The following is a 19767-nucleotide window of genomic DNA, read 5'->3' on the forward strand; positions in this document are numbered from 1 at the left end:
CGATGCCTTGAGCGAACCGAGAATTTATCACAGAAGCAAACGGCCTGCAGAACGCCGCCCGAATCCCGGGTCAGTTTGTTTTCTTCGCCAGCCCGAGATAGGTGTCTATCACCTTCGGATCGTGCGCCAGCTCGGCAGCCGGCCCTTGCAGCACCATGTCGCCGGTTTCCAGCACATACGCATGGTCGGCTGCCTGCAAGGCAGCGCGGGCGTTTTGCTCGACCAGCAAGATGGCCACGCCAGTCTGTTTCAGGCGCACGATGATGTGGAAAATCTCTTTCACGATCAGCGGCGCCAGGCCGAGGCTGGGTTCGTCCAGCATCAGCAGTTGCGGCTTCGCCATCAGGGCCCGCCCCAGCGCCAGCATTTGCCGCTCGCCGCCGGACAGGCTGCCGGCCTGCTGCCTGCGCCGTTCCTGCAGGCGCGGAAACAGATCGTACACCACCGCCATCTGGTCGGCGTACGCGCGCTCGCCGGCCTTGTAGCGGCGGTAGCTGCCCAGCAGCAGGTTGTCTTGCACCGTCATGCTGGCGAACAGCTCACGTGTTTCCGGCACCAGGCACATGCCGCGCGCAACCCGTATTTCGATCGCCACGCCGTCGAGATCCTGGCCCAGCAGGCTAACCTTGCCGCGCATGCTGCCGTTGTTCGGCATGGCGCCGGCGATCGCATTCAGCATGGTCGATTTACCGGCGCCGTTGGGACCGATCACGGTCACGATCTGGCCGGCGCCGACCCGCAGGCTGGCGCCATGCAAGGCTTCAACCTTGCCGTAAGCGACATGCAGGTCGCTCACTTCGAGCACCGGGGAGCCGGCGGGATTACTCATCGATGCCTCCCAGGTAAGCTTCCAGCACCGCCGGGTCTTGCTGTATCTCGGCCGGCAAACCCTGCGCAATCTTGCTGCCGAATTCCATCACTACCAGCTGGTCGGTCAGGTTCATGACAAAATCCATATCGTGCTCTACCAGCAAAATGCTCATTCCTTCTGTCTTCAGCTTGCGCAGCAAATCCGCCAGCGCCTGCTTTTCCTGGTAGCGCAAGCCTGCAGCCGGCTCATCCAGCAGCAGCAAGGTCGGATCGCAGCACAGCGCACGCGCAATCTCCAGGATCCGCTGCTGGCCCAGCGCCAGGCTGCCGGCCTCTGCATACAGCAAGTGTCCGAGGCCGACACGTTCCAGCTGTTTTTTCGCCTCGAACAGCAAGCTCTGTTCTTCGCCGCGCTCAAGCCGCAACAGGCCGCGCACGATGCCGCCGATGTCGTTGCGGCGCGCACGCAGGTGCGCGCCGATGGCGACATTCTCAAGCACCGTCATGCCTGCCATCAACCGCACGTGCTGGAAGGTGCGGGCGATGCCGCGGGCGACGATCTGGCGCGACGCCAGGCCCGATATCTGCTGCAAGCCGTCCCGCGCGCGGAATCTGACCGAACCGCTGGTCAGGGGCAACGCTCCGGTAACCAGGTTGAACATGGTCGATTTGCCGGCGCCGTTGGGGCCGATCAAGCCCACGATCTGTCCGGCCCTGACGCTGAAGCTCATGTCGTTGACCGCCACCAGGCCGCCGAATTCCTTGCGCGCCTGTTCTATCTCCAGCACCACCTCGGCATCCGCATGCCTGCTGCGGGTGGCTAACGCCGCCGCAAACGACGGCGCCTGCGCCGCCGGCTTGCCTGGCATCCATTTGCGCAAATACGGCCACAAGCCGTCGCGCGCACGCTGCAGCAACAGCAGCATCAGGATACCGAACACAATGGTTTCGAAATTGCCGTTAGCGCCCAGCAGCTTCGGCAATATCGATTGCAGCTGGTCCTTCAGCAAGGTCAGCAATGCCGATCCGAGAATCGCGCCCCACACGTAACCGGCGCCGCCGACCACCGCCATGAACAGGTATTCGATGCCGGCGTTGAGGCCGAACGGGGTCGGGCTTACCGAACGCTGCAGATGCGCATACAGCCAGCCGGAAACGCTGGCCAGCAGAGCTGCCAGCACAAACACCAGCACTTTGATCCAGGCCGTATTGACGCCCATCGCTTCGGCCATCACGGCGCCGCCGTTGAGCGCGCGGATTGCGCGGCCCGAGCGCGAGTTCAGCAGGTTTTGCAAACCGGCCAGCGCCACCAGCAGGATCGCCCAGATCAGGTAAAACATCTTGCGGCCGCTATCGAGCTCGATGCCGAACAGGTTGACCGCAGGGATGCCGTTCAAGCCGTCGTACTTGCCGAGGAATTCCAGGTTGCCGAACAAAAAATACAGCGACAGCGCCCAGGCGATGGTGCCGAGCGGCAAGTAGTGCCCCGACAGGCGCATGGTGATGGCGCCGATCGCCAGCGCCGCCAGCGTCGTCACGCCCAAGCCGGCCAGCAAGCCGATCCAGGGCGACAGGCCGAACTGGGTGCTCAGGTAAGCAGTGGAATAAGCGCCCAGCCCGACAAAAGCAGCCTGGCCGAAAGAAGTCAGGCCGCCCACCCCGGTCAGCAGCACCAGTCCCAGCGCGACCAACGCATACAAGCCGATATAGTTGGCCAGGGTGACCCAGAATTCCGGCGTCGGCAAGACGGGCAGCAAAAGCAGGAGCGCCAGGAAACCGAACAAAGGCAATTTGCCAGGGAAAAATTTAGGCATCACTGGTCACCCTCGTCGACCTGCTTGCTGGTCAGCGAACGCCACAGCAGCACCGGGATGATCAGCGTAAACACGATCACTTCCTTGAAGGCGCTGGCCCAGAACGAGGAATACGATTCCAGCAAACCTACCAGCAAAGCGCCGGCAGCGGCAATCGGATAACTGCCGAGGCCGCCGATGATGGCGCCGACAAACCCCTTCAAGCCGATCAGGAAGCCGCTGTCGTAATACACGGTAGTCAACGGCGCGATCAGGATGCCGCACAAGGCGCCCAGCGCCGCTGCCAGCGTGAACGCCAGGCGTCCGGCCTGGCCGGTGCCGATGCCGACCAGGCGCGCCCCGAGCCGGTTGACCGCGGTGGCGCGCAAAGCCTTGCCGGACAAGGTGCGTTCAAAATAGATGTAGAGTGCGGCGATCAGCAGCAGCGACACCACGATGATCACGCAGCTCTGGCCGGAAACGGTCAGGCCGCCGATGTCGAAACGGGCGTCGGAGAACGGCGTGGTGCGCGAACCTTCGGCGCCGAACATCAGCAGGCCGATGCCGATCAAGGCGTAATGCACCGCCACCGATACGATCAGCAAGACCAGCGTGCTGGCTTCGGCCAGCGGCTGGAAAGCCAGCCGGTAGATCATCGGCCCCATCGGCACTACGATCAGCAGGGTCAGCAACACCTGCAACGGCATCGCCAGCGTAGCATGGCCATACCAGCGGGCGACGGCAAAGATGGCCAGCGGCAGCAGCACGAACTTCAGCAAGGCCATGCCGATTTTCCAGGCCTTGCGGGTTTCGCCGCCGCGGCCCAACGCTACAGTCGCTGCTTCCTGGATAAAACTCAAGACGCCGAGCGCCACCAGCAAGGTTGCAGACAGCGGAAATTTGTCAGACTGGATAGCCGCCAGCGTCAAGGCGCCGAAGGCGACGAATTCACCCTGCGGGATAAAGATGACGCGCGTGACCGAAAACACCAGCACCAGCGCCAATGCCAGCAGCGCATATACGGCGCCGCTGGTGATGCCATCCTGGGCCAGGATGGCGGCAATTGAGAAATCCATCTTACTGCGCAGCGCCTATCAGTTTCCACTTGCCGTTAACGATTTCAACCATCACGCGCGAACGCTGGTCGAAGCCGACGTGGTCGGTCGCGCTCATGTTGACGATGCCTTGCGATACCGGCAGGTTCTTGATGGCTTCGATCGCGTCGCGCAGCGCGGCGCGGAATTCCCTGCTTCCCGGCTGGCCTTTTTTCAAGGCTTGCGGCGTGGCTGCGCCCAGCAGCATGCCGGCATCCCAGGCGTGGCCGCCGAAGGTCGAAATGCTGCCGGCGCCGTAGGCTTTCTCGTAAGCGGTACGGTAAGCCATCGCCGACTTCTTGACAGGATTGCTGTCCGGCAGCTGCTCGGCCACCAGCAACGGCCCGGCCGGCAGGAAAGTGCCTTCGCAATCCTTGCCGCAGACGCGCAGGAAATCGTTGTTGGCGACGCCATGGGTCTGGTAGATCCTGCCTTTGTAGCCGCGCTCCTTCAATGTCTTTTGCGGCAAGGCGGCAGGCGTGCCGGCGCCGGCGATCAGGATCGCGTCGGGATTGGCGCTGACCATCTTCAGCACTTGCCCGGTGACCGAAGTGTCGTTGCGGGCGAAACGCTCATTGGCCACAATCTTGATCTTGCGCAGTTCGGCCAGCTTGGAGAATTCGCGGTACCAGCCCTCGCCGTAGGCATCGGAGAAACCGATGAAGGCCACGCTTTTGACGCCCGCATCGGCCATGTGGGCGATGATCGCGGTCGCCATGTGCGAATCGTTTTGCGGTGTCTTGAAAATCCAGCGGCGCTTGGCGTCGACCGGCTCGACCAGGGAAGCCGAAGCCGCCATCGAAATCATCGGCGTGCCCGATTCCGCGGCCACATCGCTCATCGCCAGCGAACCGGGAACCGCGGTCGAGCCGATCAGCAGGTCGACCTTTTCTTCGCTGACCAGCTTGCGCGCATTCTTGACGGCCGTGGTGCTGTCGGTGGCGTCATCGAGCACGATGTATTGCACCTTCTGGCCGGCGATTTCCTTCGGTAACAGGGCGAAAGTATTCTTTTCCGGGATACCCAACGAGGCCGCCGGACCGGTCGCGGAAACGCTCACGCCGACCTTTATCTGGGCGTATGCACTGCTGCTGCCGGCGGCCAGGGTGATTGCCAATGCTGCGGAAACGGAAGTCCCCAACCATGCTTTTTTCATCTGAACTGCTCCATTGTAGTTTTGGCGCCGACGTCTCCCGGCACGCTGATATTGTTCTGCCGAGAGATGTTAGCAAAGAATTTAAATCGTGTAGTGCTTCGTAAGTAATGGAGCTTCAGAAATGGTGTATTTTCGTGTCAGGCTAGGCGGATGGCCGCCCCGCGCAAACCGGAGCGATAGTGAGACTATCGCGAGGATTTGCAACGACGCATGGCGCGAAAAGACGCGGTCGGCTAGACGCCGTTTATGAAGTTTCATTATTTGCGAAGCACTACACTAGCATCAGCGCGATCTGCTGTGCGGCATCCTCTCCGGGCTTGTGCTGGAAACGGCTTTTGGCGAAACGCTGCCAGCGGCCCAGCACGAAGCTGGTCAGGATATTGGCGCGCAAGGCGGCTTCCGCTTCGTTCGCTTCCCCTTGAGAAGCAGCGATCCGCAGCGCCTGTTTCAGCGCCAGCTCGATGCGGTCGACAAACTGGTTCATGCGCAGCTGCAGGCGTTCGTCCTCGTTGACCAGCGCATCGCCGATCATGACCCGGGTCATGCCTGGATTGCGCTCGGCGAAATTGAGCAGCATCAGGGCAATCGCCTGCGCCTGGTGCAAACCTTTTTCCTGCTGCTCGGTAATCTGGTTGACCAGGCCGAACACGCTGGTCTCGATGAAGTCGATCAGGCCCTCGAACATCTGCGCCTTGCTGGCGAAGTGCCGGTACAGCGCCGCCTCCGATACGTCTATCCTGGCCGCCAGCGCGGCGGTGGTGATCTTTTCGCCTTTCGGCTGTTCCAGCATGGTAGCCAGGGTCTGGAGGATCTGGAGTTTGCGCTCGCCGGGTTTGGTAGTTGCCATGTTTTTTATTTTAGTAGTGATGGGGTAAAGGAAAACTGTGCCTGCTCCCTGCCCGGCACAGGGCCAACCGCTTCAACGCAAGCGGTGCAGATTCCTGGCCAGCTGTCGCACCGATTTTACTTTGACATCGACGTATTTGGGGCGCTTTATCACATTTGACTGGTCCGCCAGGTATTGGGTGACCCAGGCCGTGCGCATGCCGACCCATTTGGCGGCTTTCAGCGTGCCGACCGTGTCTTCCACCAGGACGCAGCGGCGCGCCGCGACCTTTTCCCGCGCCAGCAGCTGGCGCAGCAGGTGGCGCGACGGTTTCGGCCGCAGCTGCCGGTGCACGTGCATGGATTCGATCGAAATGTGCTTGCCGAAATGGCGCTGCAAGCGCAAGTGGCGCAAGACGTCGCCCGAATAGCGCAGCGGCGCGTTGGTCAGCAGGATCTTGCGCCCCGGCAGGCGCTTGAGCAGGCTGATCAGGCCGCGCTCGGCGCGGATCATGCCCAGCAGGTCGTCAAAGCGGTGCGCTTCGCGCAGGAAATCCTCGGGCCGCACCTGATGGTGTTTGACCAGGCCGAGCAAGGTCGCGCCGTAGCGCCGCCAGTATGTCTCCCGGGCGGCGTTGACGGTGGCGGCATCGGCGTCGACGCCGCCGCTGCCCAGGGTGCGCGCCATGAAGGCGTTCATGTTGTCGTGGATCGCGGGGAAAATGGCATGCGAGGCGTTGTGCAGGGTATTGTCCAGGTCAAACAGCCAGAGCGCTGTAGTATTCTTTGCCATTGTGCCGTGCATTCGTTTTATCAAGGAGAAGGTGTGCTTCGTAAGATTATAGTGACATTGTGCTGGTTGCCGCTAAGCCTGCTGGCGTTGTCCGCCCAGGCCGACGCCACGGATGCGGCGGCAGCGGCGGCCTCCGTCCGCCAGGGCGGCGCCTTGTTCAAGATACAGCGCGCCGGCCACAGCGCTTATGTATTCGGCACCATCCACGTCGGCCGCGCCGATTTTTATCCTTTCGACGACGTAGTCTTGCAAGCGTTGCAACAGTCGTCGGCCATCGCGCTGGAAATCGACCCCGGCAATGCCCATGGGCTGGCCGGCCTGATGACCAAATACGGCATCTACGCCAACGGCAAATCGCTGGCCCAGGAACTGCCGCCGCGGCTGCTGCAGCAGCTCAGCCCGCTGCTGGAAAAATACGGCCTGACGCTGGACCAGGTGGCCAGCATGAAACCATGGCTGCTGGCGACCATGCTCGGCATCAGCGAATACACCCACCAGGGTTACCTGCCGCAATACGGCGTCGACGTCACCCTGGCCGCTTATGCAAAAAAACAGGAAAAACGCCTGGTCGAGCTGGAAACCGCCGAACAGCAGCTGTCCCTATTGGGCAAGCTGACGCCGGCCGAGCAGGTCCAGTTCCTGCAAGACAGCGTCGACGAAATCCAGGATCCGGCCAAGGCGCAGCGTTCGATGCAATTGATCACACGCTGGCGCGACGGCGATGTCGACGGCATGGCCGCCATGCTGGCGGAACTGACCAGCGACGACACCTTCACCGGCAAATTCGTGCAGCGCGCTTTGCTGGACGAACGCAACCCCGGCCTGGCCGACGGCATAACCAGGCTGGCGAACGCGACGCCGCATGCATTCATCGGCATCGGCATGCTGCACCTGGTCGGCAAGAACAGCGTGCTGGCGATACTGCGGCAACGCGGTTATACGGTAAGCCGGGTTTACTAGCGCAACGCCATGACGGCCCCGGTCACTCCGCTGGCAGGCCATTCGCTTCACTGGCGCGAGCGGGAAAGCTTCGTGCTGCTGGACAGCGAATTCGGCAGCGGTGAACATTTTTTCGCCACCTGGCAGGCCTGGCGCAACGATCCGCAGCGTCCGCGGCAATTGCATTACCTGGCGCTGCTGCCGCAACTTGCTGCGCCCGGTCAGTTACAGCAAGCCGCAGCAAAATTTCCTGAATGGCAGGCCTTGCACACCGAACTGTGCGCTGAATGGCCGCCGGCGGTACCGGGATTCCATCGCATTTTCCTGCAGCATGGACAACTGGTCCTGACGCTGATGATCGGCGACGGCGCCGCCTGCCTGCGCCAGGTGACGGCGAGGGTGGATGCTTTCCGATTGCACGGACGCAGCTGGCGGCAGTGGCCTCTGTCCGCGTTGAACACGCTGGGCCGGCTGGCTGCCGAACATGCCAGCCTGGACATTCCGGGCGCCGAACCTGCGGCCCGCAAGCAGCTGGAGCAAGCCGGATTCGTGTTTGAAAACGGCAGCGGACTTGAAATGCCCGCCCTGCGCGCCCGTTTTGCGCCGCGCTTCACCGCACGTTCCGCGCCAGCGCCGGCCCATGCCGACCGCCGCGCAATTGTCATCGGCGCCGGCCTGGCCGGCAGCGCGGCTTGCCAGCGCCTGGCGCAGCGCGGCTGGAGCGTCGACCTGATCGAGAGCAACACGGCGCCGGCGCAACAAGCTTCAGGCAATAGCGCCGGCATTTTCATGCCGCTGCTCTCGCGCGACGACAATCCCGGCTCGCGCCTCAGCCGCAGCGCTTATCTGTTCGCCTTGCAGGCGTGGCGCCAGCTGGGCGGCATCGGCAATACATTCGACGGCGCAGCCTGCGGCGTCCTGCAGATCGCCCGCGATGCCGCGCATGCCGAGAACCAGCAGCAATTGGCGGATTACTGGCGCTATCCTGCCGATTATGCGCAGTGGCTGGATCAGGCTGCCGCCAGCCGCCTTGCCGGCTGCCAGGTCAGCAGCGGCGCCTGGTTTTTCCCGGCCGCCGGCTGGGTGCAGCCACGCAGCCTTTGCCAGGCCATGCTGGATAGCTGCGGCAAGCAGCTGCAAACCCACTTCGGACAGCATGCCGCCATCCTCGAACGCAGCCAGGACGGCTGGACCGTGCGCGACCGGCACGGTGCAAAAATAGCCGGTGCGCCGGTAGTGGTCTTGGCAAACGCCTGCGACGCCTTGCAGTTTGCGCAGGCCGGAGATTTGCCCTTGAGCGCCATCCGCGGCCAGATTACCTACCTCGGCGCCGGACAGGTTCCTGCCATCAAGCCGGTGCTATGCGGTGAAGCCTACCTGACCCCGGATTATGCCGGGACCTGCAGCATAGGAGCATCTTATGACGAGGATGGCGAAACGGCGCTGCGCCAGGACAGCCAGGACGACAACCTGGCGCGCCTGGCCAAGCTGCTGCCTGGCTGGCGGCCTGGGCAGCCGCCGCTGGCCGGACGCGTCGGCTTTCGTTGCGTGGCCAGCGACCGCCTGCCGCTGGTCGGCGCCTTGCCGGATAAAAACGGGGCAAGCACCGTGCGCGAAGCAAAACTGAAAGACCTGCCCCGCTTTCCCGGCTTGTACAGCCTGCTGGGTTACGCCTCGCGCGGCCTGATATGGGCGCCGCTGGCGGCAGAATTGCTGGCATCGCAGCTGAATGGGGAACCGCTGCCGATCGAGGCCGACCTGGCGGCAGCACTCGATCCGGCGCGTTTCCTATTGAAACGGCAACGGCGCAGCATTCCCCCGCGCCAATAAAAAAGGGCGCCGCAAGGCGCCCTTTACATATTGCTTAACGATCCCAGCGGTACGGCCGCATCCGCCAGTCGCCGCGCGGGCCTCTTTCCCAGCGTGGCGGGACGTAACGGTAGCCCGGCCGCGCTCTCATCCAGCTGCCGCCTACCCACACATGGCGGCGGCCGTTCCAGCGCCAGTATCCCGGCGCCCAGACATAACCGGCACGCGATGGCGGCACTACTTCATAGCGCGGCGGCGGCGGCTGTCCGATCTGGACTCCGACATAGGTTGCGGCCTGGACCTGCGCCAGCGGCGTCATCAGGCCGGCGCCCAGCGCCAGCATGCTGATGCACACAATCGATTTGATCTTCATCGGATACCTCCTCCATTCGTTTAAAACCATCGGACGACGATTAAAATATAGGCGATAACCATGTAGCGGCTTGTTATTTTGTGTTTCCAAAAGATACAGGCCGGGCAAGCGCCCGGATGGCTTGCCGGCTGCCATTGCGCCCTCCCTAAGGTAAAATGGCGGCCTGCCGTACGGCATTGTCGTTTTATAAAAATAATTGCGGGGCAGCCGCCGCCGGCGTAGAACGCCAAGGCGGCCTGTCTCCACCTGACTTCCCGGAATACCCATGTTGCGATTGAATGAAGTACAACTCCCCCTGGACCACCCTGACGACGCCTTGCACGCGGCTATCCTGGGACGGCTGGGAATCGCCGCTGAAGAAATGCTCGGTTACACAATTTTCCGCCGCAGCTACGACGCCCGCAAAAAATCCGCGGTGATCCTGACGTACAGCGTGGATGTCGAGCTCAAGGATGAAGGCGCGGTCCTCAAGCGCCTGGCCGGCGATCGCACCGTGGCGCCGACGCCCGACACCAATTACCGCTTTGTAGCGCAGGCGCCGGGCCGGCTGAAATCGCGGCCGGTAGTGATCGGCACCGGGCCTTGCGGCCTGTTTGCCGGCCTGATCCTGGCGCAGATGGGGTTCAATCCGATTATCCTGGAGCGCGGCAAGGCGGTGCGCGAGCGCACCAAGGATACCTGGGGACTGTGGCGCAAGCGCGAGCTGCAGCCGGAATCCAACGTCCAGTTCGGCGAAGGCGGCGCCGGCACGTTTTCCGACGGCAAGCTGTGGACCCAGATCAAGGACCCCAAACACTATGGCCGCAAGGTGCTGACCGAATTCGTCAAGGCCGATGCGCCGGATGAAATCATGTACGTCAGCAAGCCGCACATCGGCACTTTCCGGCTGGTAAAGATGGTGGAGCAGATGCGCGCCACCATCGAGGCGCTGGGCGGCGAATTCCGTTTCCAGCAAAAGGTGGAAGACATCGCCATCAAGTCGGACAATGGCCAGGGACAAGTGCAAGCCGTCGTGCTGGCCAGCGGCGAAACCATCGTCACCGACCACGTGGTGCTGGCGATCGGCCACAGCGCCCGCGATACCTTCCAGATGCTGTACGACCGCGGCGTGTATATCGAAGCCAAGCCGTTCTCGCTCGGCTTCCGCATCGAACATCCGCAATCCCTGATCGACAAATGCCGCTTCGGCCCCAGCGCCGGCCATCCGATCCTTGGCGCCGCCGACTACAAGCTGGTCCATCACTGTGAATCGGCGCAAGCCCGCGGGCGCGCGGTCTACAGTTTCTGCATGTGCCCGGGCGGCACCGTGGTGGCGGCGACCTCGGAACCGGGACGGGTGGTGACCAACGGCATGAGCCAGTACTCGCGCAACGAACGCAACGCCAACAGCGGCATCGTGGTCGGCATCACGCCGGCCGATTATCCCGGCCACCCGCTGGCCGGAATCGGCTTCCAGCGCCAATGGGAATCGCGCGCCTTCGAGCTGGGCGGCGGCACCTACGATGCGCCCGGCCAGCTGGTCGGCGACTTCCTCGCCGGCCGGCCGTCGACCGCGCTCGGCTCGGTGATCCCATCCTACAAACCCGGCGTCCACCTGAGCGACCTCAGCACTGCCTTGCCGGATTATGCGATTGCAGCTATCCGCGAAGCGTTGCCGGTATTCGACAAGCAAATCCGCGGCTTCGCCATGGCCGACGCGGTGCTGACCGGCGTCGAGACCCGCACCTCGTCGCCGGTGCGCATCAAGCGCCACGACGACAGCCTGCAAAGCCTGAATACGACGGGATTGTTTCCGGCCGGCGAAGGCGCCGGTTATGCCGGCGGCATCATGTCGGCGGCGATTGACGGCATTCGCGTGGCTGAGGCAGTCGCCTTGAGCATGCTGGGTAAAAACTGAGCTGGCTCAAGGAGGTCGCCGGCCTATCGTTTTTCCGCGGCTTTGTACACCGCGTTACGCTCGCGTTTGCCTACGGCGACGACCAGTACGACCAACTCCTGGTCGCGCACTTCGTAGACTAGCCGGTAGCCGGCCTGGCGCAGCTTGATTTTATATCGGCTCCTGGAGCCGGATAACTGCGCGGACGGAACATGGGGAACAAGCAATCGTTCCGCCAGTTTCTTTTTGAACTGCTCGCGCATGTCTTGATCCAGCTTGCGCCATTCCTTCAATGCTTCTTCAAGGAAAGCCAGTTCAAAGCTCATCCAGCCTGACCCTGACAATAGCTTGCCCTTTGCGGGCTTCTGCAACGGCATTCAGCTCCATGTCTTCCAGCTTGTTCATCAGCGCTTCATAGGCTTTTGCCGGGACGCAATAAAAAGCCGGCTGGTTCCGGTTTAATATCGCCACAGGAAATCCTTCACCCGCAGCAACAGTCCCCATAGGGTCTTTTTTCAGCTCGGAAACGCTGGCGGTTGTTTCAGCAAGAATTAGGTGTGCCATGGAAATACTTTTAAAAGCATTATTAATAGCACCAATAATAGCATCTTTCATAGCACTCTAACCCATATGATTGACGAAGATCGTAGTATGGCTCAGCTTCTGCAGCCAGTTTGCGTGAATGCCGTAAGTCTTGGCTGAATTTCACTCTCTTGGCTGCGATGAAACAGCCCTGCCGGCTTCGGCGAAAAAATCCTTATTTTTTTACCGGACTCGGCCTGCTTCTTGACATACGCGGCCTCAGTCAGCGCCTGCAGGAAAGCTGCCAGGTCATCCACATAACTCATCAAGATCAAGGGGCATGCTACTGAATAGACAAAATCATAAAAAGAGAACATGACGCTCTTGTTACATCAGATAGGCAAAAAAAATACGCCTGCAGGCGTATTCTTGATGAGGGCGACTGCCCCGGGGGCCGGTGAAGCAGCTATTTGCTGGCATCCCGCGTCGCCTGCAGCAGGCATTTCGACAGCTTGTCGAAATGCAGCCAGGCCGCCTGGCTCAGCTCTACCTGCTTGCGGCGCGTATCGTCGGTGTCGCTGAGGACGATCCAGCCCTTTTCCCGCATCGATTTCAGCCGCGCGTGCAGCATGGCCGGCGAACCGAGTTCGCTTTGCGCCATCATGTCGCGTACCGACAAGCGTTCCCTGGCTTGCCCGGCGCGCGCAACGAAGGCCAGGATGCGATCTTCCAGGGGATCCAGCGAAGGCAGCGAAGGCAAGCCGCGCAAGGCATTCGCCAGCTGCAAGAAGCGCACGTAGATATCTGCCGGTCGGTTATTTTTTTCCATGGCCATATTGTAAGCTGCTGTCGCCTAAACTGTTTGCCAACGCTGTTAAATTCATATCGATCATACGCGTCATTTCAGTCGCGTCGCAAGTATCTTCCTGCGCCTGCGCGGATACTTCGGTAAGATACGCGCGTCATGTCCACTCCCCCATCCCCTGCCGCCAGATTGCGTCTCAACCTGCTGACAATCGGCAGTACGGCGGTCGTCTACATGCTGGTGTACATGGCCAACGACTGGCTGTTCAAGCACATCGAGTTCGCCCAGGGGATTGCCTGGATTTACCTGCCCGCAGGAATACGGCTTATCTGCACCCTGCTGTTTGCCGAAGCGGGCGTGTTCGGCATCTTCATCGCTTCATTGCTGACGTCCAGCATCTACGCCCTGTTCCCCGGCGATCCGGTCACCACCGTCGGCTACAGCATCATCTCGGCGCTGGCGCCTTACCTTGCCTATCGCTTCACCTTGCAGGAAATGCGCCTGCAGCCTTCGCTGAGCAACCTGACCACCACCCGCCTGCTGGCCTGCATCCTGCTGTACGGCCTGGCCAATCCGCTGCTGCAGCTGTTGTGGTTCGTCTTGCGCGGCGTCTCCTACCATTTCTGGTCGGGCCTGATCGTGATGTCGATCGGCGACCTGACCGGCTCGCTGATCGTGGTCTATGCGATCAAGATGCTGCTGTCCTTCCTTCCCTTGCCAAGGCGCTAACCGCACGTGGTGCTGCGGCCACATCGCCGCCGATTGTAATACTGCCGAAATAATTCCTCGCTATTCTGCCGACAGTTATAGAAATTATAGCGGTTAGCGACTTCGCGCTATCGCCGCACATCTTCCATCGGGGTATAGCAATGCGTAGTTGGGACGAACCAAAAAAGCGGAAAGCCCGCGTCGAAATCATTCCCATGATCGACGTGATGATGTTCCTGCTGGTGTTTTTTGTGCTGATCAGTCTCAACGTGATTCCCGCGCTCGGCTTGAAAACACATCTGCCGACGGCCAGCAGCTCACAGGACCTGAAGCCGCAAAACAAGGCGGTCATCACGATCGGCCTCAACGACGCGCTGCAGGTCGACGGCGTCGACACCAAGATCGGCGAGCTGCCGGCGCGCCTTAACCTGGCCCGCAAGAACGGTGAAAAGCTCAACGTCATCGTCAACAGCGACCGCGGCGTCGAAGTGCAGCGGCTGGTGGAAGTGATGGACACGCTGAAGCACAACGGCTTCGAGTCGATCTCCATTGCGACTCGCAAACCGTGATGCAGGCAATGATGACCATGCCGTTCCTGTTTCGCTTTCGCGATGCGCTGGCGACGCTGCCAGCCATGCTCATGCTGGCGATCCTGGTCTTTGCCGGCATCCAGAAAGTGGCGAAGATCGAGCCGCATCCTGACGAGTCCCTGGTGCAGATCGCCTTGACCGAACCGGAGCCGCCGGCGCCGCCCGTGATCACGCCACCGCCGCAGGTCCCGACGCCGCCGCAAGTGGCCAAGCCAGTCCCGGTAGCGCAACCAGTCCGGCAGCCGGCATCGCCGCAGGCCGTCAGCCAGGCGCCGGTCAGCAACAGTCCCAGCGCAGAAGTGGCGGCGCCGCCCAAGGCAGTCGCCGCGCCGGCTGCTCCAGCGCCGGTGACGCCGCCGGCGCCGGAACCGGCGCCACCCGTGGCCAAGCCGAACAACGCCAGCATTGAAGCTAGTTATGTCTCCAAGGTGCGTGCGCACCTGAACAGCATCAAGCGTTATCCGACCGGCCGCGAAGCAAGCCAGCAGCGGCCGCAAGGCAAGGTGAAAGTGTGGTTCGTGCTGAACCGCGATGGCAGCCTGGTGGAACAAGGCATTGAAGAATCGTCGAACTCCATGCTGCTCGACGAAGCCGCCCGCAAGACCATCAACCGCGCCGCTTTTCCTGCGTTTCCCGAAACCAGCTGGGCCGGGGAAGCGACACACCGGTTCAGCGCGGAGCTGGAGTTTGTCCCGGGAGCGGGATAGAACAACAGCGAGCAACAACGAGCGGCAGCTTGAACATCCAGTTTACACATACCAAAAACACATACAGGGAGTAATGCCATGCAATTCAAAGTCACCCGGCTGTCACTGCTGATATCCGGCTTGTTCATCGCCGCCAGTCCGCTGGCCTACGCTGCCGAAACGTCTGACGTCGGCAAGGTCACGGTACAGGGCGATAACGGCGGCCAGAGCACCGGCCTGATCCAGCAGGAAGAATCGGCGAAAGCGCGCAGCTCGGTCAATCGCGACTATATGGAAAAACAGAGCACCACCAGCAATCCTTACCAGATGATCAATCTGCTGCCAGGCGTGAACTCCTATGACCAGGACGGCACCGGCCTGTTCGGCGGCAACGTCCGCGTGCGCGGCTTCAACAGCGACCAGCTCGGCTTCACCATCAACGGCGCGCCGGTCAACGATTCCGGCAGCTTTGCCGTCTATCCCCAGGAATATACCGATGCCGAAAACCTGTGCGACATCTTCGTCACGCAAGGCTCGACCGATACCGAAGCGCCGCACGTCGGCGCATCCGGCGGCAACATCGGCATGACCATGTGCACGCCGGAAGACCAGCAACGCTTCCGCACCGAATATACATTCGGCTCGAACAACTTGCGCAAAGGCTATGTGCGCTTCGATTCCGGCAAGCTGTTCAACGATCGTTTCAAATTCTTCATCTCCTATTCGAAAGCGCAAGCCGACAAGTTCAAAGGCACCGGGCGCGCCGACAAGGAACACGTCGACTTCAACAGCAAGCTGGATCTGGGCGGCGGCAGCTTCGTCGATACCGGCTTCATGTACAACTCGGCCCTGAACAACAACTACCGTTCGCTGACCAAGGCTCAGATCGCCCAGTACGGACGCAACCTGGATTTCGGCACCGTCGCGCCGATACACCAGCCAGGCGGCGCCGGCGCGCAAAACGATTCAACCTACGGTCCGAACGCCGGCATCAATACCGGCAACAAGGACCTTTACTACGGCTACAACCTGAATCCGTTCAAGAACTGGCTGGGCACCATGAACGCCCACTTCCAGCTGGCGCCGCAATCCAGCATCGATGTCAACCCGTACATGTGGTACGGCTTCGGCACCGGCGCCAACCAGCTGCAAACCATCAGCGAAGGCAATTCCGGCACCCTGCTGGGCGGCGGCGTGCGCGACGCCAATGGCGACGGCGACACCAAGGACACCGTGTTCGTCTACGAAGGCAGCCGCACCCGCACCTATCGTCCAGGCGTCACAGTCAAGTACAACCAGCAGATCGACAATCACAAGCTGATGGTCGGCTACTGGTACGAGCGTGCACGGCACCAGCAAACCGGTCCGTTTGCGCCTATCGACAACAACGGCAACTCGGCCGACGTCTGGCAAAACAATTCTTCCGTCTGGCTGCGCAACCAGGACGGCTCTTTCGTGCAATACCGTGACACGCTCACCGTCAGCACCGGAAAATCGGCATTTTTGCAAGACAATATCAGCCTGCTGCAAGACAAGCTGAACCTGCAGCTCGGCGCCCGCTACTCAAGCATTGACCGCGATTTCACCAACAACCCCAGCCAGAGCGCGCCCGGCTTCTACACCTTGCAAAAATCGTATTCCGACCTGCTGCCCAGCGTCGGCATCCGATACCAGCTCGACCAGGTGCAATCGGTATTCTTCAATGCGGCCAAGAACTTCAAGGCGCCAGGCAACTTCTCCTATTTCGGCCTGATCTCGGGCGGCAAGATCGTCAACGGCGTCTATACCGGCGGCACTGTGCGCAACCCGCTGGTAGACAAGGAAACGTCATGGAACTATGACCTCGGCTACCGTTACGCAAGCGACAAATGGACATTCTCCAGCTCGGTGTTTTATGTCGATTATAAAAACCGCATAGCCACGTCCTACAACCCTGATACCGGCAACCGCACTGACTTCAACGTCGGCGATTCCACCTCCAAGGGTTTCGAACTGGAATCGGGTTATTCGCTCACCAAGAACCTGAGCATGTACGGATCGCTGTCCTACATCAAGAGCAAGATGAAGAGCGACATGCCGTTTGCCGCCAATTTCGCGCTGCCCACCGGCGGCAAGGAATTCCCCGACACTCCGAACTGGCTGAGCGGCATGAGCCTGCAATACGCGCAGGACAGCTGGTACCTGTTCGGACAGGCGAAGTACACCGGCAAACGCTACACCACGCTGGTCAACGACGACAGCCTGGGCGGCTATACGGTATTCAACGCCGGCGCCGGCTATACCTTTCCATCGTCGACATGGCTGAAAAAACCGACCGTGCGTTTCAACCTCAGCAATATCTTTGACAAGCAGTACCTGAACCTGAGTTCCGGCAGCGGCAGCCAGTTCACCACCAATGCCGTTGCGATCGGTCCGAATGCTCCGGCGTCGGCGCCGTCGTTCTACGTCAGCGCCCCACGCACTTTCAGCGTGACGCTGGTTGCGGATTTTTAATCGATTTGTAGCAAACCATGGCGGCGGCCTTTGAACCAGGCCCGCCGCTGCAACAAAAGTGCATTCGTGCGCAGAGAGGTCAACATGAACATGCAATTATTCCACGAGCTCGCTTTCTACCTGATGTACGCCTGTGCTGCCTTGGCGATATTCGTGATTGTCGAACGCGGGCTGTTTTTCAACTACACGCTGCGCCAGGCGATCGGCCTGGAAAAAGCCATGACCCACGCCGTGCAGCATGTAGAAGAACTGCCAAGCGCATTGACGTCGCGCGCGAGCCTGCCGCTGACGCTGGTGTCCGACATCCTGGCTGAAAAACACCAGCTGACCAGCGAAAAAGACCTGGAAGATTTCAGCGAGTCGGTCTACATCGCCAACCGCGGCGAAGTGCAGCACCGGCTGTGGATCCTCGACACCATCGTCACCGCCGCTCCCCTGCTTGGACTGCTCGGCACGATTTTGGGTATCATCGATACTTTCAAGGCGCTGGCGGTATCCGGCGTATCCGATCCAGGCCAGGTGTCGCAAGGCATAGGCACCGCCTTGTACGCGACGGCGCTGGGTATCGGCATTGCGGTAGTCGGCATGTTTTTCTTTAATATGTTCCAGGAACGGATCGAGCGCATCAACGATCATTTGAAAGTATTGATGCTGCGCGCCTGCGTCGGCCGCGTTGCCGGCCACGAGAGCAAAGCGGCGGCACTGGCTGAAGCCGGAAAATTGCATCTCGCCTGACCTGGATGGAATCGAGGACTGCTTGAAACATATGGGTGCAAAACCGGTGGTCCAAACCATCCTGTCGTGCTGCACGGCAGCCGTTTTCCTGGCGGCATGCAGCGGCCTGCAGCCGGCGGCGCAAAATGCACCGCTGGAAATCAACCTGGTCGCCATCAATGACCTGCACGGCCACCTGGAAGCAGAAACCAGGAGCTACGCCAGCACGGCCGAAGCGGCGCCGCACAAGTTCAAGGTCGGCGGCCTGGACACCATCGGCGGCGCGCTCAGCGCATGGCGCGCCGAGGACCCGCAGCTGCTGCTGGTCGGCGCCGGCGACCTGATCGGCGCCAGCCCAGCCCTGTCCTCGATCTGGGCTGACGAACCGACCATCAGCGCGCTCAACCAGCTCGGCCTGCGCGTCAGCTCGGTGGGCAACCATGAATTCGACCAGGGCAGCGCCGAACTGCTGCGCTACCAGCATGGCGGCTGCAAGTCGAACCGGCCAGACAAGGCATGCCAGTTCGACGACCATTTTCCAGGCGCCGGATTTTCCTATCTGGCGGCCAATGTCATCGACAAGGCCACTAATCGCCCGCTGCTGGCGCCCTACCGGATTGAACAGGTGCGCGGCGTCAAGATCGCATTCATCGGCGCCGTAGTGCGCGGCACGGAAAAAATGGTGTCTGCCGACGGCATAGCCAACGTTGCGTTCATCGACGAGGCTGACGCCATCAACCGCTGGGTCCCTGAGATCAAGGCACAAGGCGTGAGCGCCATCGTGGTCCTGATCCATCAAGGCGGCGAAACGCCGGAACCGTTCGACATGTCGGCATGCAGCCATTTGCGCGGGCCTATCGTCGATATCGTCAAGCACCTTGACCCGGCGATCCGGCTGGTCATCAGCGCCCATAGCCACAACGGCTATACTTGCCAGGTCGACGGCCGCACGGTGACGCAAGGAGAATCCTTCGGCCACATGCTGACGCGGATCAAGCTCACCATCGATCCGCGCATCGCCGACCTGCAAGGCAAGGTCACTGCCATTGAAGCCCGGAACGTGCTGATGGACCAGCAGCGCTTTGCGCCCGATCCGGCACTATCGGTTTTCCTGCAAACGCTGAAAGCGCGCAGCGACCTGGTGCTGGCGCAGCCGATTGCACGGATTGCGGTGGCGCGCATCGACAACAAGATCAACGACGCCGGCGAATCGCCCCTGGGCGACGTGGTCGCAGATTCGCAGCTGGCGGCGACGCGCAAATTCGGCGCACAGATCGCCATGACCAACCACAAGAGCATCCGCGAAAGCCTGGACAGCGGCGCCGGCGGCAGCAACTACGCCCAGGTCGCCGCGACCACGCCCTACGGCAATACGCTGATTCTGCTGTCGCTTACCGGCAGCCAGCTGCTGGCCCTACTGGAGCAGCAGAGCTGGCTGGAGCAGGATCGCCCGGGCGGGCGCATCATGCTGCAAGTCTCGCGCGGCCTGAGCTATCGCTGGGACGCCGGGCGGCCGCTCGGACAGCGGGTTGTGCCCGGCAGCGTCAAACTGAACGGCGTCGCCTTGCAGCCGCAGGGACAGTACCGGCTTAGCGTCAACAGTTTCATTTCCCAGGGCGGCGACGGCTTCAGCCTGCTGACGCAGGGCGCCGACCGGGTCGATACCGGCATCAACGACCTCGATGCGCTGAGCCACTACCTGATCGCCAGCGAACACGACGGCCATCCGGCCGGCAGTGCGCAAGCGGACGGCCGCATTGTGCGTGTGCATTGATTCATCA

The 19767-nt window shown here is 61.4% G+C and carries 20 protein-coding genes; 9 read left to right on the plus strand and 11 right to left on the minus strand.

Annotated features, from left to right (window positions below):
- Positions 1-70 precede the first annotated feature (70 nt).
- The 6 genes from V8G57_RS10180 to V8G57_RS10205 form a co-directional block, all read right to left on the minus strand.
- Complete coding sequence (locus tag V8G57_RS10180) at positions 71-829, minus strand: ABC transporter ATP-binding protein (protein WP_342829287.1); 759 nt, start codon at positions 827-829, stop codon at positions 71-73.
- Positions 822-2624, minus strand: coding sequence for a branched-chain amino acid ABC transporter ATP-binding protein/permease (locus V8G57_RS10185; protein ID WP_342829288.1), 1803 nt, complete (start codon positions 2622-2624; stop codon positions 822-824). The genes V8G57_RS10180 and V8G57_RS10185 overlap by 8 nt, the downstream gene beginning before the upstream one ends.
- Positions 2624-3679 (minus strand): branched-chain amino acid ABC transporter permease, encoded by a 1056-nt coding sequence (locus V8G57_RS10190; RefSeq protein ID WP_342829289.1) that lies wholly within the window; start codon positions 3677-3679, stop codon positions 2624-2626. Before V8G57_RS10190 ends, V8G57_RS10185 begins: the two co-directional genes overlap by 1 nt.
- Before the next feature lies 1 nt (position 3680).
- Positions 3681-4853, minus strand: coding sequence for an ABC transporter substrate-binding protein (locus V8G57_RS10195; protein ID WP_342829290.1), 1173 nt, complete (start codon positions 4851-4853; stop codon positions 3681-3683).
- Positions 4854-5124: 271 nt separating this feature from the next.
- The gene (gene slmA / locus V8G57_RS10200) at positions 5125-5700 is read right to left on the minus strand and encodes a nucleoid occlusion factor SlmA (RefSeq protein ID WP_342829291.1); all 576 of its coding nucleotides are present in this window, start codon (positions 5698-5700) and stop codon (positions 5125-5127) included.
- A 72-nt stretch (positions 5701-5772) separates the two neighbouring features.
- Complete coding sequence (locus V8G57_RS10205) at positions 5773-6471, minus strand: HAD-IA family hydrolase (protein ID WP_342829292.1); 699 nt, start codon at positions 6469-6471, stop codon at positions 5773-5775.
- A gap of 33 nt (positions 6472-6504) precedes the next feature.
- Here V8G57_RS10205 and V8G57_RS10210 point away from each other — a divergent pair, with 33 nt between their 5' ends.
- Positions 6505-7431 (plus strand): TraB/GumN family protein, encoded by a 927-nt coding sequence (locus tag V8G57_RS10210; RefSeq protein WP_342829293.1) that lies wholly within the window; start codon positions 6505-6507, stop codon positions 7429-7431.
- Between the two features lie 9 nt (positions 7432-7440).
- Entirely contained in the window at positions 7441-9240 is a 1800-nt protein-coding gene (mnmC1, locus tag V8G57_RS10215; RefSeq protein ID WP_342829294.1) for an FAD-dependent 5-carboxymethylaminomethyl-2-thiouridine(34) oxidoreductase MnmC1, read from the plus strand.
- Positions 9241-9274: 34 nt separating this feature from the next.
- Here the strand turns inward: mnmC1 and V8G57_RS10220 are convergent, their stop codons facing one another.
- Positions 9275-9592: a YXWGXW repeat-containing protein gene (locus tag V8G57_RS10220; RefSeq protein WP_144738326.1), complete on the minus strand. Its 318-nt coding sequence runs from the start codon at positions 9590-9592 to the stop codon at positions 9275-9277.
- 265 nt (positions 9593-9857) lie between these two features.
- On the opposite strand from V8G57_RS10220, the gene V8G57_RS10225 reads away from it, so the two are divergent.
- Entirely contained in the window at positions 9858-11489 is a 1632-nt protein-coding gene (locus tag V8G57_RS10225; protein ID WP_342829296.1) for an NAD(P)/FAD-dependent oxidoreductase, read from the plus strand.
- 23 nt (positions 11490-11512) lie between these two features.
- Here the strand turns inward: V8G57_RS10225 and V8G57_RS10230 are convergent, their stop codons facing one another.
- The 4 genes from V8G57_RS10230 to V8G57_RS10245 all read right to left on the minus strand — a co-directional run bounded on the left by V8G57_RS10230 (position 11513) and on the right by V8G57_RS10245 (position 12819).
- Positions 11513-11794 (minus strand): type II toxin-antitoxin system RelE family toxin, encoded by a 282-nt coding sequence (locus V8G57_RS10230; RefSeq protein ID WP_092395319.1) that lies wholly within the window; start codon positions 11792-11794, stop codon positions 11513-11515.
- Positions 11784-12032: a type II toxin-antitoxin system Phd/YefM family antitoxin gene (locus V8G57_RS10235; RefSeq protein ID WP_092395667.1), complete on the minus strand. Its 249-nt coding sequence runs from the start codon at positions 12030-12032 to the stop codon at positions 11784-11786. The genes V8G57_RS10230 and V8G57_RS10235 overlap by 11 nt, the downstream gene beginning before the upstream one ends.
- A 92-nt stretch (positions 12033-12124) precedes the next feature.
- Positions 12125-12367, minus strand: coding sequence for a hypothetical protein (locus V8G57_RS10240; RefSeq protein ID WP_342829297.1), 243 nt, complete (start codon positions 12365-12367; stop codon positions 12125-12127).
- Between the two features lie 89 nt (positions 12368-12456).
- Positions 12457-12819, minus strand: a complete 363-nt coding sequence (locus V8G57_RS10245) for a hypothetical protein (protein ID WP_061542535.1) — start codon at positions 12817-12819, stop codon at positions 12457-12459.
- A 135-nt stretch (positions 12820-12954) separates the two neighbouring features.
- Here V8G57_RS10245 and V8G57_RS10250 point away from each other — a divergent pair, with 135 nt between their 5' ends.
- The 6 genes from V8G57_RS10250 to V8G57_RS10275 all read left to right on the plus strand — a co-directional run bounded on the left by V8G57_RS10250 (position 12955) and on the right by V8G57_RS10275 (position 19760).
- On the plus strand, positions 12955-13524 hold the full coding sequence (locus tag V8G57_RS10250; protein WP_092395325.1) for a hypothetical protein: 570 nt from the start codon (positions 12955-12957) through the stop codon (positions 13522-13524).
- A 140-nt stretch (positions 13525-13664) separates the two neighbouring features.
- Positions 13665-14072 (plus strand): ExbD/TolR family protein, encoded by a 408-nt coding sequence (locus V8G57_RS10255; RefSeq protein ID WP_092395328.1) that lies wholly within the window; start codon positions 13665-13667, stop codon positions 14070-14072.
- The gene (locus tag V8G57_RS10260; RefSeq protein WP_342829300.1) at positions 14072-14800 is read left to right on the plus strand and encodes a TonB family protein; all 729 of its coding nucleotides are present in this window, start codon (positions 14072-14074) and stop codon (positions 14798-14800) included. The genes V8G57_RS10255 and V8G57_RS10260 overlap by 1 nt, the downstream gene beginning before the upstream one ends.
- Positions 14801-14878: 78 nt before the next feature.
- The gene (locus V8G57_RS10265) at positions 14879-17272 is read left to right on the plus strand and encodes a TonB-dependent receptor (protein ID WP_342829301.1); all 2394 of its coding nucleotides are present in this window, start codon (positions 14879-14881) and stop codon (positions 17270-17272) included.
- Positions 17273-17356: 84 nt separating this feature from the next.
- Complete coding sequence (locus V8G57_RS10270; RefSeq protein ID WP_092395671.1) at positions 17357-18007, plus strand: MotA/TolQ/ExbB proton channel family protein; 651 nt, start codon at positions 17357-17359, stop codon at positions 18005-18007.
- A gap of 31 nt (positions 18008-18038) precedes the next feature.
- Positions 18039-19760 carry a bifunctional metallophosphatase/5'-nucleotidase gene (locus V8G57_RS10275; RefSeq protein ID WP_342829303.1) on the plus strand — a complete coding sequence of 574 codons (1722 nt, stop codon included), beginning with the start codon at positions 18039-18041 and terminating at the stop codon, positions 19758-19760.
- Positions 19761-19767: the final 7 nt, after the last annotated feature.

Origin of the sequence: Collimonas rhizosphaerae, from assembly GCF_038896935.1 — a bacterium.
Classification (GTDB): domain Bacteria; phylum Pseudomonadota; class Gammaproteobacteria; order Burkholderiales; family Burkholderiaceae_D; genus Collimonas; species Collimonas rhizosphaerae.

Bases quoted from the DNA above. Each gene is read 5' to 3' on its own strand.
- V8G57_RS10180 (WP_342829287.1), bottom strand. From the start codon at position 829: ATGAGTAATCCCGCCGGCTCCCCGGTGCTCGAAGTGAGCGACCTGCAT.
- V8G57_RS10185 (WP_342829288.1), bottom strand. From the start codon at position 2,624: ATGCCTAAATTTTTCCCTGGCAAATTGCCTTTGTTCGGTTTCCTGGCG.
- V8G57_RS10190 (WP_342829289.1), bottom strand. From the start codon at position 3,679: ATGGATTTCTCAATTGCCGCCATCCTGGCCCAGGATGGCATCACCAGC.
- V8G57_RS10195 (WP_342829290.1), bottom strand. From the start codon at position 4,853: ATGAAAAAAGCATGGTTGGGGACTTCCGTTTCCGCAGCATTGGCAATC.
- slmA (WP_342829291.1), bottom strand. From the start codon at position 5,700: ATGGCAACTACCAAACCCGGCGAGCGCAAACTCCAGATCCTCCAGACC.
- V8G57_RS10205 (WP_342829292.1), bottom strand. From the start codon at position 6,471: ATGGCAAAGAATACTACAGCGCTCTGGCTGTTTGACCTGGACAATACC.
- mnmC1 (WP_342829294.1), top strand. From the start codon at position 7,441: ATGACGGCCCCGGTCACTCCGCTGGCAGGCCATTCGCTTCACTGGCGC.
- V8G57_RS10220 (WP_144738326.1), bottom strand. From the start codon at position 9,592: ATGAAGATCAAATCGATTGTGTGCATCAGCATGCTGGCGCTGGGCGCC.
- V8G57_RS10225 (WP_342829296.1), top strand. From the start codon at position 9,858: ATGTTGCGATTGAATGAAGTACAACTCCCCCTGGACCACCCTGACGAC.
- V8G57_RS10230 (WP_092395319.1), bottom strand. From the start codon at position 11,794: ATGAGCTTTGAACTGGCTTTCCTTGAAGAAGCATTGAAGGAATGGCGC.
- V8G57_RS10235 (WP_092395667.1), bottom strand. From the start codon at position 12,032: ATGGCACACCTAATTCTTGCTGAAACAACCGCCAGCGTTTCCGAGCTG.
- V8G57_RS10240 (WP_342829297.1), bottom strand. From the start codon at position 12,367: ATGTTCTCTTTTTATGATTTTGTCTATTCAGTAGCATGCCCCTTGATC.
- V8G57_RS10245 (WP_061542535.1), bottom strand. From the start codon at position 12,819: ATGGAAAAAAATAACCGACCGGCAGATATCTACGTGCGCTTCTTGCAG.
- V8G57_RS10250 (WP_092395325.1), top strand. From the start codon at position 12,955: ATGTCCACTCCCCCATCCCCTGCCGCCAGATTGCGTCTCAACCTGCTG.
- V8G57_RS10255 (WP_092395328.1), top strand. From the start codon at position 13,665: ATGCGTAGTTGGGACGAACCAAAAAAGCGGAAAGCCCGCGTCGAAATC.
- V8G57_RS10260 (WP_342829300.1), top strand. From the start codon at position 14,072: ATGCAGGCAATGATGACCATGCCGTTCCTGTTTCGCTTTCGCGATGCG.
- V8G57_RS10265 (WP_342829301.1), top strand. From the start codon at position 14,879: ATGCAATTCAAAGTCACCCGGCTGTCACTGCTGATATCCGGCTTGTTC.
- V8G57_RS10270 (WP_092395671.1), top strand. From the start codon at position 17,357: ATGAACATGCAATTATTCCACGAGCTCGCTTTCTACCTGATGTACGCC.
- V8G57_RS10275 (WP_342829303.1), top strand. From the start codon at position 18,039: ATGGGTGCAAAACCGGTGGTCCAAACCATCCTGTCGTGCTGCACGGCA.